The sequence below is a fragment of the Microcoleus sp. B3-D2 genome, assembly GCF_036705345.1.
GTDB lineage: Bacteria > Cyanobacteriota > Cyanobacteriia > Cyanobacteriales > Microcoleaceae > Microcoleus.
Map to the genome: position 1 here is coordinate 1 of NZ_JAUBUG010000081.1, position 16,853 is coordinate 16,853.

The window sequence follows — 16,853 nt, forward strand, 5'->3', positions numbered from 1 at the left end:
TTGGTCAATCCTAAGCACTTAAAAAACTGGTTTACAAGCTGCTGCTACTGTACTTCATAAACCTGGAATATGCTGTAATTGTTCTGGTATTTTCTCGCATTGAACCACGATAGCGGGTAGCTCGTCAATAGCAACATTGCAGAATTCAAAGTTTGTAAACCCGTCACTGTAGACCTCTTGCGAAAGTCTTAGGAGATCGCTAGTTTGTCTTCCAAGAAAGTTCATAATTATAAATACCAGCGATCAAATTAAATCTTAATCCGAAGCTTTTTCTTCGATTCCGATACCTTGAGGAAAGTATTCTAAATATATTTAAAGTTCGATGTATGTTTTCAATAAAATTCTGTCTTTTGCTAGTTGCAGATTGAAAAGTTTTTCGGCTGAACTCAGTTTTTTGTTTTTGATTTTTTTGAGCGGTGTTCTACTATTAGTATGAATCTTTTTAATTCCTTGATAACCTTTATCACCTAAAAATTCAAGTTCTTTATTCATCCGAACTTTGCTTTTTTTAAACAAACTAAAATCATGCGTTTTCCCTTTACTAAAAGCTGTACATATTATTTCTCCAGTTTTTTTGTTGGCTAAAACTTGCGATTTTATTGTATGATATTTTTGCTTGCCACTCTAATATTTCTTTTGCTTTTTTTGGGGACGCTCTATTTCATGCTCTGACACATCTACCGCTATAGTTTCTATCTCATTTTGACTTAGACAAAGTTTTTTTTACCAGGTAAATTAAATAAACCTGATTTGATTAAAACTTTCTCAGTTCTAATTACAATTCTATAAGCATTTGATTCATTAATACCCCATTTAATTGCCCGATGAAAATAGGATATTCTCGAAAATAGGATAATGTCATTAATATTTGGTCTTCTACGCACAATTTACTTGATCTTCCTAATTTTTTTTGAAATATTTTTTCCGCTTTGACTATTTTTACCATCTCTTTGAATGTCTATTGATGTACTCCACAGTAGCGTTTAAAGCCTTTGGGGGTTAACTTTTGTAATTGTTCGTAATTCATATTATTAAGCTAATTTTTTCTTTTATTTTACCAAAGCGATCGCACTTTCGCAAGAGGTCTAGTATTCCTCAGCCCAGGCTTAGGTTTGTCGTGCGATCGTCAATATAGCAATTCTCAATTGCCCGCAATACACTAAGGATACGGCGTGGTGCCGTGTCCCCACGGAATATCTGTATGCACTCCACAGGATAAGGTGTACCGCGGCCTGCGTACCCTAAAAAATGCAATAGAGGCGGGTTTTAGCCGGATTTGTCGAGCGCAAAAATCCGTCTCCAACTCGCCCCAAATGACAATAGTTAACAATTAACTGACTAATTCTTCGCCCCAACGCCCACATACATAATCGACTGATCCTCATTAATTTTGATTTTAAACAACCCAGACCTTTTGTAATCCATATAGTTAGCTACATTAGATGTTAGAGTTTGAGATACTTGTTTTAAAATACCCGCCGAAGGAAACACCTGCTTTCCGCGTGTAAAATCTTCCCAAAAACCGTGCATCTCGGCTAACATAGCGCCCATTTCTCCAAACATATCAAAACCTTTAATTTCAATCTTGCCAAAACCAATATCCTGCATTACCACAGACAGTTCATCCGGGGTAATAAACTTTTCCCAATCGTGAACGCCCCGCCTAATCTCCTGCAAAATATTTTCCATCAGTCCAATCATCACAATTTGCGAGGAAAAAGTTCGGTTGATTGTATCAAAAAAGAACAGTCCCCCAGGCTTTAGAATCCTGTGCACCTCAGACACCACTTTTTTGTAATCGGCTACGTGTTCCAAAACATCCACGCAGATTACAACATCAAAGGTATTGTCGTCGTAGGGCATATTTTCGGCAAAACCTTGCCTGTAGTCAATCTCAAAACCGCTGGTAACTGCGTGATTTTGAGCTGCTGCAATACATTTCTCTGATCGATCTATTCCATAAACAATAGCGGCTCTCTCGGCCATAAACTCGCAAGAAAAGCCGCCGCCGCACCCGACATCTAAGGTTTTCAGCCCTTGCCAATTAGTCGCGTGTCTGTCGAAAAACTCAAATCTGGGTTTGTTTAGATGGTATAAGGCATAAATTTTAGCATTTTCGTCCCACCAATTATCGGCATTTTCCTCATAAAATTCTAAATCATTTTTTACTTCAGTTTTCGGCACGATTTTCTCAGTCCTGATTAGTGGAAAATATAGAGGGCGATCGCACTTTTGCCTGATTTTATAGGAATGACGCCAACAAACCCGGTTTATGTAAAAAATCAGAGGTTTTGTGACGAGTTCGCAGGCAGACACCAGGTTTCTGAATCCGCGCGCGTAAGTTCTATTTTTTGGTTAGTTGTGAATCGCCACAGTTTTTTATTATAATATCTCTGGCGTAAATTTCAACGAGATGGATCGCGTTTCTATTATCATCCCAGCCCTAAATGAAGCGACTTGTCTGGAACGCACCCTCCGCCAACTCAGCATTCTCAATCCTCCAGCTTGGGAAGTGTTGGTGGTAGACGGCGGCAGTCAAGACGACACAGCGGCGATCGCACTTTCCGCCGGCATCCGCGTTATTTCTAGCAGTATAGCGGGACGATCGCTGCAAATGAACTTAGGTGCTCAAGCCGCCACCGGTGAAATTCTGTGCTTTCTCCACGCCGATACTTTAGTTCCCGATGACCTTGTAGCAGTCATCCATAAAACATTGTCCGATGCCGAAATTGTGGGCGGCGGGTTTATCTCCCTGATGGCTGGTTCGCAGCAAACAAGATGGGGTTTTTCCCTCCACAATTACCTGAAAACTTATTACGCGCCGCTGTTATTTCGACCTCATTTATTTTTCCAAGGATTGCGCCTGCTGTTTGGCGATCAAGTTATTTTTTGTCGCCGTACCGATTTTTGGGAATGCGAGGGTTTCGATGCTGCGCTGCCCATTATGGAGGAAGCGGATTTGTGTTTGAAGTTAGTGCGACGGGGGAGACTTAAGTTAGTCAATCGGGTAGTGGAAAGTAGCGATCGTAGAGTTGCGAATTGGGGCGAATTTAAAGCTATTGCGATCTATCTTTCGATTGGTTTTTTGTGGGGTTTTGGCGTTTCTCCAAGGTATCTCAAGCAGTTTTATGAAGACATCCGCTGAAACACAAAATTTGATTAAACTCCCAAAATGTACTGCCTGTAATTTTTGGGCAAAACTTTTTCCAACAGGTAAATAATCGCCCAACAACCTAACAAAGTCCCCGTAACTAAAAAGCCGAGCTTCAGCAGCGGGTTTACCGGATCAATAAACTTATAAAACACTAACAAGACATATTTCACTACTGTCGAATCCAGGAGATATATAGGGAATGAGTAAGCAGCCAATATTTTGACTAACCCAGATACTCTACTGGGAAGTGCGATACTCTTAGAAAATGCGAGGATCGATAATACGAACAAAATTGCGTATCCTTGAGCAGATAGTTTAAAAAACGATCGGAGAAACCATGGCTCGGAATTAACTCCACTTTTCAGGTAAAATTCCCAAATGCTAGCTAGATAAAAAAGGATCGTTGCCCCTAAAATTGGCATTTTTTTCCGTTCGAGAATGGGTTGAAGTCTGTCATACGAGCCGCCCAAAAATAGACCAGTTGAAAATGGCAAAATCCAACTGAAAATCACGCGCTCCATTAAAGGTAGAGGTATTGATATATATTTGAAAGCGGTTAAGTAGAAGAAGATTGTAAAAATTGTTTGAATTGTTAAGCCCAAAGCCAAAACTTTTCTGGACTCTAAAAATCTTAGTTTCACGAGAAGCCACCACCAGCCGTAGCATTGAACAATCACAACGATGAAGTAATAGGGAGGCATCACTGAACCAGTCAGGATAGATCTGAGTAATGAAAGTAAATCAAATTTTTGGATTTCTCCCAAATTATTTAAGATGTACAAAGCTACTGACCAAAACAGATAAGGGGGTAGAATTTTTGACAGTCTTTTTTTGACTACCTGTGCGGGATTATTTTGATTTTCCAGTTTGTTGGTGAGAAAAAAACCGCTCAACAGTAAAAATGCAGGTACGCAAAATAGTTGAAATGTATCGATCGCCACAAATAAAATTCTGCGATCGCGAAATGCGAAGAACCCAGCATGAGTAATCACCACGCTGACGATCGCTAAAGCTCGGATCAAATCAAATTCAGCGAACCGATTAGAAACTTTTTGCATGGTAAAAATTAGATTGTAAAAATTGGAATCAAGTTAGGAATTTTTTGTCTGATACCAAATCCCGATTTGCTACCCCTTTTATCATTCGGCGGTTGAAACGGCTGCATAGAGTTAAACTTTCGTTCGAGCCAAGGGGAACTAAGAGATAAAGGGGGTTTTTAAGCCGGATTTGGTATCAGCAGTACAATAGCATAAAACGTTATATTTGCTCCTATCTTCACAAAACTTATGTCGGCAAAAATAAGTCACCGAGTGCTGGGATTGAGGAATAAAGACTATAGAGACTATGGCGAAAAAAAATCTACCTAAATTAGGTAGACTTTTAGAAATATTCCAGCAAAGAGTTCACTGTGGGCTAACCGTTGTTGTGATTGATGTGCGACGCAGAAACACTATCCAACTGATCGCGCCCGTTGCGGATCACGCGCAGCATATCGCTCAACTTGTGCTCGATATTATCGAGCACTTGGTCGGCATAATCATCGGCTCCGTTTTGAATTTCCTCGCATTCAGCCATCGCCCTGACTCTCATCTCTTCCAATTCCTCTTGAGCCTGGTAGCGAATTTGTTCGACTTCCGCCAGGGTGGCCTGTTGAATTGCCTCGCAGTCGAGCAAAACTTGCTGGCGCAACTGATCTGCCTCTATTTTTGCCTGCTGGAGCAGGCCCATATCGTTTAAAATTTCTGCTGCTCTCTGTTCTGCTGCTTCTATCACTTCCTGAGCGTAAAGTTCCGCCTCTTGAAGCAAGTCGTCTTTGTGCCGGATGATCGTCTCGGCTTCCTGAAAGGCGATCGGCAAGTTTAGCCTCACCAAGTCTAATTGATCGAGTAACTGTTCTTCATCCACCAGAGTGCGTCTGGTCAGGGGAATTCGCGGGCTGTCGAGAACAATTTCCTCAAGCCTGTTCAATTCCCGCTGGATGTCTACTCCTGCGGTTCGGGTGGGATCTCCGAAGGCGGCTGTGTTCTGAGGTGGTTCGTTCTCAGTGCCGAGGCCGGTACTATCGGGTTCGATGCGAGTTGGTTCCTGCTGGCGTAACATTTGTAAATATCTAGGGCGACGTGTTTCGGAACAAGATGATCTACGGAGCCACCAAACTTGGCTATTTCTTTAACTACACTACTACTTAAAAAGCTGTACTCGTTAGAAGTTGCCAAAAAAACTGTTTCAATTTCACCCAGAAGGGTTTTATTGGTGTGGGCCATCTGGAGTTCCATTTCAAAATCTGTTAATACCCGGAGCCCCCGCAGCAGCACTTTGGCTTGTCGAATCTTAGCATAGTTTACTGTCAAACCCTCAAAACTGTCTACTTCTACATTTGGCAAGTGTTGGGTAGAGCGCAGGATCTGCTCGATCCGTTCCTCTACGGTGAACAGAGGGGTTTTGCTGGGGTTTCTGACTACGGTAACAATTACCCGGTCAAACAGTTTAGATCCCCGCTCGATAATGTCTGCGTGACCGAAGGTAATGGGGTCAAAGCTGCCTGGATAGATTGCAATCACGAGTTTGGCTCAACGGAGTGGAGGGGAGTTGGGGAGTGGAGGAGTGGGGGAATGGGAGAGTCGGTAGAGTGGGGCAGTGGGAGAGTGGGAGAGTGGCAAAGCCGGAGATGTGGAAAATCTTCCTTCTTCCTTCTTCCCTCTTCCTTCTTCCTTCTTCCCTCTACTTTTTCATGGAATGAGCTTTGTAGAAAGTTTCGAGACTTTGCTTGTCGCCCACAAACCGCCAGTGCCAAGGCTCGTAACTGACGCCTTGGCCATTGTTTTTGGGGAAGGACATTTCAAAGCTGAAGGCGACGGCGTTGGCTTCTAACCACTTGAATGCTTGGGTATTTTCAAAACTGGGACTGAGGTTGTGTTCGGGGGCGCTGCCGTCGCCGATGTCGATGGCGTAACCGGTGTGGTGTTCGCTGTAACCTGGTGGGGCGCTGACTTCCGCTCGCTTGCTGGCGTTTTGCCTGCGTTCGGCTTTCACGTCAAAAAATACGTGCTGTTGGTCTTGCAGGGAGCGAAAGCCGGATATGGGAGCAAAATAGATGCCTGATGCCGCTGCGGCGTTGGCCATTTCCTGATATTTTGCTGCTGCTGAGGAGCGGAGTTTGACGCTACCGTCGGGGGTGACGCTTACCAAGTCTTTTGCTGGTGCTTCTGGGTACGGCAAGTGTCCCAGCAGGTTGTCTGGGGTTGCGGGGGCGGTGGCTTTGGGGTTGGTAGCTGGACTCGCGGCCGCTCCTGACGGCGAACTCACTGGTGCTGGGTTTTGTTGAGTTTGCTCTGCCTGACTGGTGGCTGGGAACAAGTTAAAGTTGAGGTGCAGCCAGATGCTGACCCCACAGGCTAATGCGGCCAACCCTAGCAGTTTCCAAATCAGCCCTTTTTTCTTGGACTGACTCTGCCCTGCTTCTGGGTATGGGTGGTCTCGCACTGCTTCTGGAATTTCGTCGGCGACAAGCTCCGAGGCTTGCGGGGGTTTTCTTGACAGACTAGCGTTATCCAAGCCAGCTCCACTCCTGCACTTCAATAAGGCTCAACGTTAAAAATTGTAGACCGATATGGGCGATCGAACAGCTACAATTCGCGCTGAGAATATATCATCTCTTTCTGACCTCGCCCCGTCCCATCCGCCAACTCTCGCATCTGTTGCTTGGGCCCACAGTCGATCGTCCGTGCGAGGTCGAACTGGTTGGCGCTGGTAGCGCTGGTTTATTTTAAGTGTAATTTGTTACTGTTCGACAAAATCCAACAATTTTTTGATCGACACATCAAACGTCCGCGCCAATTTTAGCAGAGCACCGATGTCAGCCATTGCCATACCGGGCGATCGGGCATAACTTTTAACAGTATTGTAGGATACTCCAGAGCGATCGGCTACTTCCTTGACAGATCGGGCTTCGAGCGCCGTCAATGTCTAATTAGTAGCTTAAAGCTCGATCAACCAAAATCAAATATTACCAACTTCCGCCAATTCAGCAGCACCAACAGAATCTTCCTCTTGCCCTTTATCCCTTTCATCAACCGCAACAGATAACTTCAATCCCAGAGCATTCAGCCAACTTGCCAAAGCATAAACTGTCGCACTTCCTTCTCCAGACAACAAAAGATCTAATTTTTCCAAATGCAATTTAGCATCTTCAGCAGACATATTTGGTTCGCCAAGAGCCTCAAATACATCTTGAAGTGCTTTTCGCATGATTCCTAATTCCAAATCTCCTTCTTCCTCCTCAAAAATCTCTGTGAGATAGCCAGCCGAATATGCCGGATCTTTGAGATTTGAAATTTTATAGGGGTGATAAGGTAAGCTCTTAGGCATTGTCATTGTCTTAACTCCTGTAATCTGTCCAGTATGTTTTAGCCTTGCGGATATCTTGCTCTTGAGTGCTTTTATCCCGCCTATCAACAAAAGTACAATTGTTTCTTCTACTTGTCCAAAATAGACCCGATAGCCGGGGCCGTAATTTATCCTCAACTCATAGACACCTTCTCCGACTGCTCGATAATCTCCGAAATTTCCAGTCCCAACTCGATCGAGTCGCCGATCAATCTTAAATTTTGCCTTGAGATCCCGCAGGGAGTCTAACCACTCCGAGAAAGGAACTTTGCCGTCTGGCGTGCTATAACGCTGAATATCTTTCTCGTTGTACTTCCATAAAGTTGATCGTACTTGCACCCTCATCTTAATATCGGCGATCGCCCCGTATCCAACCTTCTTCACCTAGGCCAACTCAAAATCACCGATCGGAAGGAACTTTGCCGTCAGGGGTAGTGTAACGCTCAATTTCTCTCGGTTGCGCTTCCATAATCTTGATTTTAGCGACGATCGCACTCCAATCTGGCAGTCGCGCCCGATCGGCACTTGACTCAATGCGCTACAATTATTAAGAAATCTTTAGTTAGATCCGTTTAACGTTCCAGACGCATTATGAGTCTTCCCATTCGCAACGTCGCCATCATTGCTCACGTCGATCACGGCAAAACCACCCTTGTGGACGCTCTCCTCAGACAGTCCGGGATCTTCCGCGAAGGGGAAGAAATCCCAGATTGCGTCATGGACTCCAACGACATCGAGCGCGAACGTGGCATTACCATCCTTTCCAAAAACACCGCCGTCAGGTACGGAGAAACCCTGATCAACATCGTCGATACCCCCGGACACGCGGACTTCGGCGGAGAAGTCGAACGAGTTCTCGGCATGGTTGACGGCTGTCTGCTGATCGTAGACGCCAACGAAGGCCCGATGCCGCAAACGCGGTTCGTGCTCAAAAAAGCCCTAGAAAAAGGACTGCGCCCGATCGTCTTTGTGAACAAGATCGATCGCGAGCGAGCCGACCCCCACAAAGCCGTCGATAAAGTTTTGGATCTGTTCCTCGAACTAGGTGCTGACGACGATCAGTGCGAATTTCCCTATCTCTTCGGTTCCGGCTTAAGCGGTTACGCCAAAAAACACCTCGAAGACGAAGGGGTAGATATGAAGCCCCTCTTTGAAGAAATCCTCGACCACGTACCACCCCCTGTAGGCGACCCCAACAAGCCACTACAACTGCAAGTAACCACCTTAGATTACTCAGAATACGTCGGTCGCATCGTCATCGGCCGCATCCACAACGGCACGATTAGAATCGGTCAACAAGCAGTCTTAATCACCGAAAGCGGCGCGATTGTCAAATCAAAAATTACCAAATTGATGGGCTTTGAAGGCCTGAAGCGGATTGATATCCCAGAATCTTCTGCTGGTAATCTTGTCGCCGTTGCCGGTTTTGCTGATGCGTATATTGGCGAGACAATTACCTGTCCGAACGACCCGCAAGCGCTGCCTTTAATCAAGGTAGACGAACCGACTTTGCAGATGACTTTCTCTGTGAACGATTCGCCGTTCTGCGGTCAAGAAGGAAGTTTGGTAACATCGCGACAAATTCGCGATCGGCTAATGCGAGAACTCCAAACCAACGTCGCCTTGCGCGTCGAAGAAACCGAATCTCCCGACAAATTCCTCGTATCCGGCCGTGGCGAACTCCACCTCGGAATCCTGATCGAAAATATGCGTCGCGAAGGATACGAATTCCAAGTATCCCAGCCGCAAGTAATCTACCGCGAAATCGGCGGTCGTCCCTGCGAACCCTTTGAATGTTTGGTGTTAGACGTACCCGAAGAAGCAGTCGGCGGCTGCATCGAACGCCTCGGTCAGCGGAAAGCAGAAATGCAAGATATGCACGTCAGCAGCACCGGCCGCACCCAAATCGAATTTTCAGTCCCCGCTCGCGGTTTGATTGGATTCCGAGGCGAGTTCATGCGATTGACTCGCGGCGCTGGAATTATGAACCACAGCTTCCTCGACTATCGCCCCCTCGGTGGAGAAATTGTCGCCCGTCGCAACGGAGTATTGATTTCCTTTGAAGAAGGAATTGCAACTACTTATTCACTGAAAAATGCTGAAGACCGTGGCGTATTTTTCATTACCCCTGGAACCAAGGTTTACAGAGGGATGATTATCGGAGAAAACAACCGAGATGAAGACATGGAGCTGAATATTTGCAAGTCGAAGCAGTTGACAAACCACCGCGCATCTGGCGGTGAAGAATTGGCGCAATTGCAAGCACCAGTCGATATGAGTTTGGAACGCGCTTTGGAGTACATCGGTCAGGATGAATTGGTGGAAGTAACTCCTAAATCAATTCGCTTGCGGAAGGTTTCTAAGAAGTTGGTGAAACGCTAAAACAACTTGTAGGCTGCGCCTCGGCGCACCTTACTGGTGAAACGCTAAAAAAGCTTGTAGGGTGCGCCTCGGCGCACCTTACGTTTTATCGGCAGTAAAAACCTGCCAGAACTTAAAAAATTAAATATTATCCAATTGTGCTTTAGTTATTTTACTTAATTTTCCACTTGAAAGCTGATATTTATCGGTAGGTACTTCCCCCAAAGCCTTTAAACACTGCAAATAAGGTTCTCAAAGAAGCACAAGTATTCAGATTAGATAAAACCTTTTCAACATCAAGTCGATCGAGAATTCCATCGCCGTGTTCTTTTTCATTAAATCAAGAAGAGATTTTTTAGTTCACCTTTGGGATGGCTAATAGTTTTGTTTTATTATTTAATTCTATATCATAGTCTGCCTTTTATGTCAATTGGCATATCGGGCCGCTCAGGGGCGATCGCGCGCTGAACAAAGTCACACAATATGTTTTAATTTATATTTGAGCAAAATCCAAACAAAGCCAGCCATGAGTCCTAAATCAATAGCCGTAATCAACTTCAAAGGCGGTGTCGGAAAGACTACCGTCACTTGGAGTCTGGGAAATATTATATCCCAAGGAACAGACTTAGAAGTCTTGATGTTAGACTTAGATCCGCAAATGTCGCTCACAGAGGCGATCGGACTTAACGAAAATACAGGTCATTTAGATGACAAATTTGGTAAGTGGTACGAAAAATCTCTCAAGCATAGACTTACAATTTACGACGCTCTAGAAGTCTTTAAAAAAGCCGGACAGAATTTTAAATTTCCCGTTGGTTTCGAGACCATTTATCAGATTGACGAACAGTTGCATTTTGTCCCTTCTGTTGAAGAATTGTATTGGTTAGATATCGATGGATTTGAGGGAAAAAGTGTTAAAGACTTCATCCGCAGATTCATCGGCAAAATCGCCAACTCTGCCAATCTCCCCAAATACGATTTGATGCTTTTTGACTGTTCGCCTTCCTTCAGCCTCCTCACCTACAGCGTACTCTCTTGCTGCGACTTAATATTGATTCCCGTCAATCCCGATTATTTTGGTTCTAGGGGATTGAGTTTAGTTTTAAACTCGCTCCAGAAACGGATTGAGCCTTATCCGTTTCCCAAGATTGCAGTGTTTATGAATAAAGCTAAAACCTATGGAGGATTGCTGACAAATGAAGTTCAGTTTTACATGAGAGAAGTAAAGAGACTTTGCGCTGAGATATCAAAAGATAATAACATAGAAGTTAGATTTTTAGAATCGACGATTCGGGAAAGCGTCGGGCTAAAACGGGCGATTAATGAGGGAGAACTGCCGCGAGAATTAGTTAGAGAATTTGAACAACTATGGCGCGAGTGTGAGGAGTATCTGAAATGAGTAAAAAAGAAATTTTGGCTGCTTCCGAACAAGCAAGCGGGGGGTTAGTTGAGGAAATTGGCGAACTTAAGGAAATCTTGCGGGACGTTGCTCGAAAATTAACCAGGCTTGAAGCTCAAGTCAAGCGGGGAGGGCTTTCTGCTGGGTCAAAAACTTCGGATATTTCCAGTGGTGCTGATGTTAATAAACCTGCTAATCTCTCGGCTGGAAATGTTCTAGAAACTTATGAAGAACTGCGTTTACAAGCTAAAAATGGAAATGAAGAAGAGGTGAGGAAAAAATTGTTGGCAATGAGTGCAACTGACTTGAACTTGATGTGTTGCGAGTTAGGGATGCCGCCCAGCAGCAAGAATCCGTCCCGCAAAAAAATGTTCGAGCTAATTATAGGCAGAATTAAACAGAGTTTGAGGCTGTCGAGACATATCGACAGACAAACACTTTGAAAATTAGGAGATGAATCGATAAAATGCGTTTTAACTTGGATTTCCCGCTGCGATATGGAACACGCAAGATGCCCGGTCCACAAAAGCCTGTTACACAAGAGTTGAAGTTGAGTCTGGTGAGTAGGGGTTGGGCATCTTGGCCGCCCCTGAAAAGCTTGTTGCAAATTCTGCAACTTTTCAGCTTCAATAAATTATGGCCGATAAGTGCGATCGGGCTATTTTCACTAACACTCTCAATCAGCTTGTTTTTGAGCCTTCACACCCCTCCCACAACCGCAGCCCAAAAACCCAAGATGCTGGCGTTTGTGGCTCTCCAGAGGCGCGGCAGCGAGGTTAGAAATAGTTTATTTGCAGTCAATGCTAACGGTTCCGCTCGCCGCGAACTTACACGTAATATAGATGTTATCGCTCCCCTAGAGCGTCGGTACAGTATTAGAAGTTGACAAAAAAAGAGATATATGAATCTACCCCGTCAAGGAATTCAACTCTATGCCCGGTTGAATTGGGGCAACCTTAGAGATTCGAGCAATGACGTGAAGGTTATGGACAACAGCGACTCGACGTAGATCGAAAAGATTTTTCCGTTGTCCAAGATATCGAGCACGATCACCCTGCCAATGACCAATATGAGCCAGAGAGTGTTCAACTGTAGTACGTTTTCTTAAGTCTTTTCGACCAATAGCAGTGGATTGACGTGCTCGCAACTCTTGCATTAAGGCTTCATCAGGATGAATTGATACAGTTCGTCCTCTTTTACTATTCGTGCAACCAGACCTCAGAGGACAAATTGCACATTCACTCGCCGGAAAATGAACAATTTTTCCGGGTTCAAATGGGATACTTACCTGATTGGGACAGCTAATTAAATGCGTATCCCAGTCAATAAAAAAAGAATTTTTATCAAACCGTCCAGAATTTATGAGCGGCCACGCCTTGCAAAATATCTGTAATTTATCATCCCGTTGTGTCACCCAATGACTGGATAAATAAGCCCGATCAATATGTAACTCAGCTAGGTGAATATTTTGAAATTTTAAGTCACGTTCTAGGTCAACTGTAGCAGTGGCTTCCGGAGTATTTGCACGAGTCAACGCCACCGCGCAAACTACACCACTCTCTAAATCTTTGAGGATGTGGCGTTTATATCCATCTATTTTCTTAGACTTGCTTTTCCGTCCATGCCGCATATCTGGGTCTTCAATAGAAATGCGACGGTCTTTGGCCACTCCTTTACTTAAACTCGGAAGGCCTTGAGAGTCGAAAGTTACATTTTGAGATTCAATCACTCGGGCCACATCCAGAGTCTCTTTGGCGACTTCAAACTCATTACAACCAGACTGGCTTTGCATCCATTCTTCCACAGAACATAAGCTGTTTAGAATCATTGATAGTGCATTTTGACGCTCTGAAGGGTCATCCCAGTTTAAGTCTAAGGCTGTTTTTAAGCTGGAACTATTGAGAATTGGCGCACCAGCTAACTCGGCAATTTCTGCTGGCTCCCGCCCCTGTCCAGCAGCTATCACACTCACTGCTTTACGCTCATCATGACCCAAAAGATTATATGTATCTTCGACTTTACCAGCTCCCCATAACGGGGAAGAATCTAAAGCCGCTTTGAGTTGAGATGAGCCAAACCCACCTTTTTGCTTGGCAATTTCTACGGTGCGGTCAATTAAACGTTGGTCTAATTCTTTTTTAATTAATCGATTTCTGAATCTAATTAAAGTCGGTTTGCTGAAAGGGGGATTTTCACAATTAAGGCAATCGAGAACTAACTGCCAACGTTGATCCATTAGCATTTCTTCAATCACTTCATCATCAGAAATCCCTAGATAGGCTTGCAGAATAATTGCTAAGGCAATTTGTGCCGGAGGAACTGGGCTATTACCCACGGTGCTGTCTTTAAAGATGGTAGCGAGTTCTTCTTGGAACTCATCATTAAAGATGAATAAACGGTTAAGTCGCAGAAAGGTGAATAGCTTGGCTCGTTTAATGCGTTTGATAATCAACGCTTCATGATCTGATAGCTCAATTGGAGGATGCCATAAGGGAGGACGCATAGGTTTTTTTCTTCTTCCTGATTGTTAGGATTTAACAAGCTCCTAAATTCACTTATCATACTTTCCTACTTTTGTCAACTTCTAATACTGTACCTACGCCCTAGTGTGGTCGCCCAACGGCCAGCGGCTGGCTTTCGTTAGCGGATACAGCGACATCTATACAGTCAATGCTGACGGTTCTCGACTAACTAAACAGTTTGCTGAGGCTGGTTGCAAAGCAGCTAATTTTGAAATAGCTTGGTTTTCCAACAGCCAGAAACTTGTTTTTGCCCGTTCTTGCGACGGTTTTACCTCTGATGATCCCGGCAGCCAATCACTTTATACAAGCAACACTTCTGGTATTAAAGGAACTAAATTAGTTAGGAATTTGGAAGTAGGAGGATATCCGCCTAAAACGGAAATTTCATCAGAATTTTACCTTTCGCCGGACGGCCAGCAGGTAGCATTTGTCAAGGATAAAAATATCTACAAAATGAAGGCCGACGGTTCGGGAATGACCAAACTAACTAAAAGTCCCGGCGAATATATATCATCGGGCGGAAGTGAACTTGTGTGGTCGCCAGATGGCACAAAAATTGCTTTCCTGGTCGGCGCTTATCCCAAACAGCAAATTTACACAATTAATGCCAATGGAACCAACCTCAAAAATTTGACGAACAACCCGCAAAATGAGGTTTACAACGTCAAACTATTTTGGTCGCCCGACAGCAGCCGCATTGCTTACTATTATAATAAACCCGGCGATTCATCAGGCGAACAGCAAGATATCTACCTGCTCGACATTAACCGGGGGACAGCCAAGAACCTCACCCAAAAACCCAGAAACTACGACGAAATTTCGTGGTCGCCGGATGGCAAATTTATTGCTTTCGTCGCTGGAGAGTTCAATAATCAAAAACTCTACACAATCACTGCTGACGGAAAGCACCTAAATCAACTAGCTACCCAGCTACAACCGTCGGCAATTTCAGAATTAGCGTGGTCTACTGACAGCCAGCAAATTGCTTTTATATTTAACGAAATCCAAGGAGACAAAAGCAACTTGTATTTAATTAATCGGGACGGTTCGACATTGACTAAATTGACAAACGACAAAGATTTGAATGCTAGCAATCCGGTTTGGCAACCGCAGTAAAGTTACGAGTCACAATATGCTGTAGGGGTGGGTTTTAGCACAGATAAACCCAGAACGGCGGGCTATATTTGCACCGCCTTGGATCTAAAGCGGGTTACTGAACAAGAAAGAATCCACCCAATTCAACACTCAAAACTCTTCTCAAATTGGGGCAGATGCAATAATTTTTTTCTCCTTTAATTGCTGGTGAACTTGCAAATCATTTGACTCAAGTTCTTGGGGTTTTTCATCCTGCACCTGTTTGTCAATTTTGGGCAACTTTAAAATCGCCCCAGCTAAAACCCAATAATACACCGACACTGGATCTACATCTAGGGGATAGTATTGAGGATTGATCGTAATAAATCCCACAAATACCCAAAAACTAGCTCCGTAACTCCGCAAACTTTTGTCTTTCACAGAACGGTAAGCTCTAAAAGTTAGAAAAGCCAAGTGTAAAACCATGATCTGAAAAGCAATCATTCCCGGATAACCGAGTTCGTAAATCAACTTAGGTTGGAAAGTTTCAATTAGCTGCGTAGCACCAAATATTCGCGTTGAATTAGTTGCTCGTCCCACACCTCTACCGAGAGGTCTGTCAATGATAAAATTGTGGCTTTGCTGGAACTGATTAAAGAGAAACTGCTGGGGCGGTGCAGCCTTCCAGCGGTTAACAAAACTCTCCCGTTGCTGCTCGATAATTCCCGGGTTAATTGCTGCACCGACAAACAGCAGAATCGCCAGTCCTGCACCTATGGGAATAAATCGTTTTAAATTAACTAATTGACCGGTGAGAACTAGCAGGATTGCCGTAGCAACGGGAACCAGAACTAAAGCAGCTCTTTGACCGGAAATAACTGCATTGGCAAATACTAATGCCATGCCAAATAAACCGATAACTCGCCACCAGAATGAAGGGTCGCAAAAGGCAGAGGCAAAGGTTAAAAAAGCATTAGAAATTAAAAACCAAGCCCACTGCCAAGGGGCTACAAAAGTTCCCGGCAAACGGATAAACTTGACTTCAGGACTGAACACTAAAGAACCGCCGACAAAACATCTAGCTTGCAGCGTTGCTTTATATAAGTCGTTTCCGCTCATTCCTCGGGTACCCGCACATTTTCCACTTTGGAGCAACAGGTACTGCATCAAACCGAGAAGGCAGCAAACGATCGCCAAAACAATGTGCATTCGACTAAAAAATACCAAATCCTTCTTAGTGCGGAGCAGATAATAGGTACAACCAATCAGCGGTATGTAACCTATCAATACTTTTAAGCCGAGAATTCCTTGCAGAATTGGTTTCTCACCCTTCATAGGGTTGAGCTGCATATCGCCGTTGACAAAAATTAAAGTCAGCATTGCCATCATCAACAGGATGCTAAAGGTAGAAAGCATTTGTTTGGGGATGAACAGGGGCAACTGTTTCTTTTTGCAGCTTTGAATTAGGGCGATGAGAGCTGGTATGTAGAAAGCATCTTTGGCTAATTGAAATGCAGCATTCCCGCCGCCAATTGCGTAAGTAATTGTACCGCTGAAAGGCAGGTAAATTAGAAAAGTCCACAAAGCTTGACGGGGGTATTTGTAGGAAAGCAGCAAGATGGCTGCGGCTGCGCCTCCTGCAATAGCAATCTTAGGGCCGGCCACGAACAACAGGGGGATGCTGAGAGCAACGGTGACTAAGCAGCTTATGGCGATCGCCTGCACCAATTCATTGCGCTTTTCTGAAATTTTGCGTTTTTGTGCAGCTACTTCTTTTTTGCTTAGCGCGGTTGTTTTTTCGCTGTGCTTGTGTTTGGATTTCTTGGATTTGCGCTTGGTTTTCAACAACATATACAAGAAGGAAGAAGGAAGAAGGAAGAAGGAAGAAGGAAGAGGGAAGAGGGAAGAGGAATTTAGTGGTCTAGGAGAGAAATAATAAGTAATTCCTTATGTTTCA

16 protein-coding genes and 2 pseudogenes are annotated in these 16,853 nt (G+C 44.3%); 7 read left to right on the plus strand and 11 right to left on the minus strand.

The window, feature by feature from the left end:
- Nucleotides 1–199: 199 nt before the first annotated feature.
- A pseudogene (locus tag QUB14_RS24020) lies at nucleotides 200–1,027 on the minus strand (IS5 family transposase).
- Between the two features lie 311 nt (nucleotides 1,028–1,338).
- Complete coding sequence (gene ubiG / locus QUB14_RS24025; RefSeq protein WP_333219987.1) at nucleotides 1,339–2,184, minus strand: bifunctional 2-polyprenyl-6-hydroxyphenol methylase/3-demethylubiquinol 3-O-methyltransferase UbiG; 846 nt, start codon at nucleotides 2,182–2,184, stop codon at nucleotides 1,339–1,341.
- 229 nt (nucleotides 2,185–2,413) lie between these two features.
- On the opposite strand from ubiG, the gene QUB14_RS24030 reads away from it, so the two are divergent.
- Nucleotides 2,414–3,145 (plus strand): TIGR04283 family arsenosugar biosynthesis glycosyltransferase, encoded by a 732-nt coding sequence (locus QUB14_RS24030; RefSeq protein WP_333219985.1) that lies wholly within the window; start codon nucleotides 2,414–2,416, stop codon nucleotides 3,143–3,145.
- A 14-nt stretch (nucleotides 3,146–3,159) separates the two neighbouring features.
- Here the strand turns inward: QUB14_RS24030 and QUB14_RS24035 are convergent, their stop codons facing one another.
- From QUB14_RS24035 to QUB14_RS24050, 4 genes are all read right to left on the minus strand, one after another.
- Complete coding sequence (locus tag QUB14_RS24035) at nucleotides 3,160–4,212, minus strand: acyltransferase (protein ID WP_333219982.1); 1,053 nt, start codon at nucleotides 4,210–4,212, stop codon at nucleotides 3,160–3,162.
- 355 nt (nucleotides 4,213–4,567) lie between these two features.
- Nucleotides 4,568–5,254 carry a DivIVA domain-containing protein gene (locus QUB14_RS24040; RefSeq protein WP_333219980.1) on the minus strand — a complete coding sequence of 229 codons (687 nt, stop codon included), beginning with the start codon at nucleotides 5,252–5,254 and terminating at the stop codon, nucleotides 4,568–4,570.
- Nucleotides 5,137–5,715 (minus strand): pantetheine-phosphate adenylyltransferase, encoded by a 579-nt coding sequence (gene coaD, locus QUB14_RS24045; RefSeq protein WP_071587822.1) that lies wholly within the window; start codon nucleotides 5,713–5,715, stop codon nucleotides 5,137–5,139. The genes QUB14_RS24040 and coaD overlap by 118 nt, the downstream gene beginning before the upstream one ends.
- Nucleotides 5,716–5,875: 160 nt before the next feature.
- On the minus strand, nucleotides 5,876–6,709 hold the full coding sequence (locus QUB14_RS24050) for a D-alanyl-D-alanine carboxypeptidase family protein (protein ID WP_333219978.1): 834 nt from the start codon (nucleotides 6,707–6,709) through the stop codon (nucleotides 5,876–5,878).
- A 55-nt stretch (nucleotides 6,710–6,764) separates the two neighbouring features.
- Here QUB14_RS24050 and QUB14_RS24055 point away from each other — a divergent pair, with 55 nt between their 5' ends.
- The gene (locus QUB14_RS24055; protein ID WP_333219976.1) at nucleotides 6,765–6,908 is read left to right on the plus strand and encodes a hypothetical protein; all 144 of its coding nucleotides are present in this window, start codon (nucleotides 6,765–6,767) and stop codon (nucleotides 6,906–6,908) included.
- A 26-nt stretch (nucleotides 6,909–6,934) separates the two neighbouring features.
- Here QUB14_RS24055 and QUB14_RS24060 read toward each other — a convergent pair whose 3' ends face one another.
- The 3 genes and pseudogenes from QUB14_RS24060 to QUB14_RS24070 all read right to left on the minus strand — a co-directional run bounded on the left by QUB14_RS24060 (nucleotide 6,935) and on the right by QUB14_RS24070 (nucleotide 7,885).
- Nucleotides 6,935–7,117, minus strand: a complete 183-nt coding sequence (locus QUB14_RS24060) for a helix-turn-helix transcriptional regulator (RefSeq protein ID WP_333219973.1) — start codon at nucleotides 7,115–7,117, stop codon at nucleotides 6,935–6,937.
- 36 nt (nucleotides 7,118–7,153) lie between these two features.
- Complete coding sequence (locus QUB14_RS24065) at nucleotides 7,154–7,528, minus strand: transcriptional regulator (RefSeq protein ID WP_333297349.1); 375 nt, start codon at nucleotides 7,526–7,528, stop codon at nucleotides 7,154–7,156.
- Between the two features lie 4 nt (nucleotides 7,529–7,532).
- Nucleotides 7,533–7,885: pseudogene (locus tag QUB14_RS24070) on the minus strand (type II toxin-antitoxin system RelE/ParE family toxin).
- Between the two features lie 246 nt (nucleotides 7,886–8,131).
- Between QUB14_RS24070 and typA the strand changes: the two are divergent.
- The 4 genes from typA to QUB14_RS24090 all read left to right on the plus strand — a co-directional run bounded on the left by typA (nucleotide 8,132) and on the right by QUB14_RS24090 (nucleotide 12,186).
- Nucleotides 8,132–9,922 carry a translational GTPase TypA gene (gene typA / locus QUB14_RS24075; protein WP_333219970.1) on the plus strand — a complete coding sequence of 597 codons (1,791 nt, stop codon included), beginning with the start codon at nucleotides 8,132–8,134 and terminating at the stop codon, nucleotides 9,920–9,922.
- Between the two features lie 505 nt (nucleotides 9,923–10,427).
- On the plus strand, nucleotides 10,428–11,300 hold the full coding sequence (locus tag QUB14_RS24080) for a ParA family protein (protein WP_190662708.1): 873 nt from the start codon (nucleotides 10,428–10,430) through the stop codon (nucleotides 11,298–11,300).
- Entirely contained in the window at nucleotides 11,297–11,743 is a 447-nt protein-coding gene (locus QUB14_RS24085; protein WP_190662709.1) for a hypothetical protein, read from the plus strand. The genes QUB14_RS24080 and QUB14_RS24085 overlap by 4 nt, the downstream gene beginning before the upstream one ends.
- 68 nt (nucleotides 11,744–11,811) lie before the next feature.
- A complete protein-coding gene (locus tag QUB14_RS24090) occupies nucleotides 11,812–12,186 on the plus strand; it encodes a hypothetical protein (RefSeq protein ID WP_333219966.1) in 375 nt (124 codons plus the stop codon).
- 21 nt (nucleotides 12,187–12,207) lie between these two features.
- Here the strand turns inward: QUB14_RS24090 and QUB14_RS24095 are convergent, their stop codons facing one another.
- Complete coding sequence (locus QUB14_RS24095; protein ID WP_333219964.1) at nucleotides 12,208–13,803, minus strand: IS1182 family transposase; 1,596 nt, start codon at nucleotides 13,801–13,803, stop codon at nucleotides 12,208–12,210.
- A gap of 103 nt (nucleotides 13,804–13,906) precedes the next feature.
- Between QUB14_RS24095 and QUB14_RS24100 the strand changes: the two genes are divergently transcribed.
- Nucleotides 13,907–14,938, plus strand: coding sequence for a DPP IV N-terminal domain-containing protein (locus QUB14_RS24100; RefSeq protein ID WP_333219962.1), 1,032 nt, complete (start codon nucleotides 13,907–13,909; stop codon nucleotides 14,936–14,938).
- A 141-nt stretch (nucleotides 14,939–15,079) separates the two neighbouring features.
- On the opposite strand, the gene hpsL is transcribed toward QUB14_RS24100, so the two are convergent.
- Nucleotides 15,080–16,747, minus strand: a complete 1,668-nt coding sequence (gene hpsL, locus QUB14_RS24105; RefSeq protein ID WP_333219960.1) for a hormogonium polysaccharide biosynthesis protein HpsL — start codon at nucleotides 16,745–16,747, stop codon at nucleotides 15,080–15,082.
- Nucleotides 16,748–16,853 lie beyond the last annotated feature (106 nt).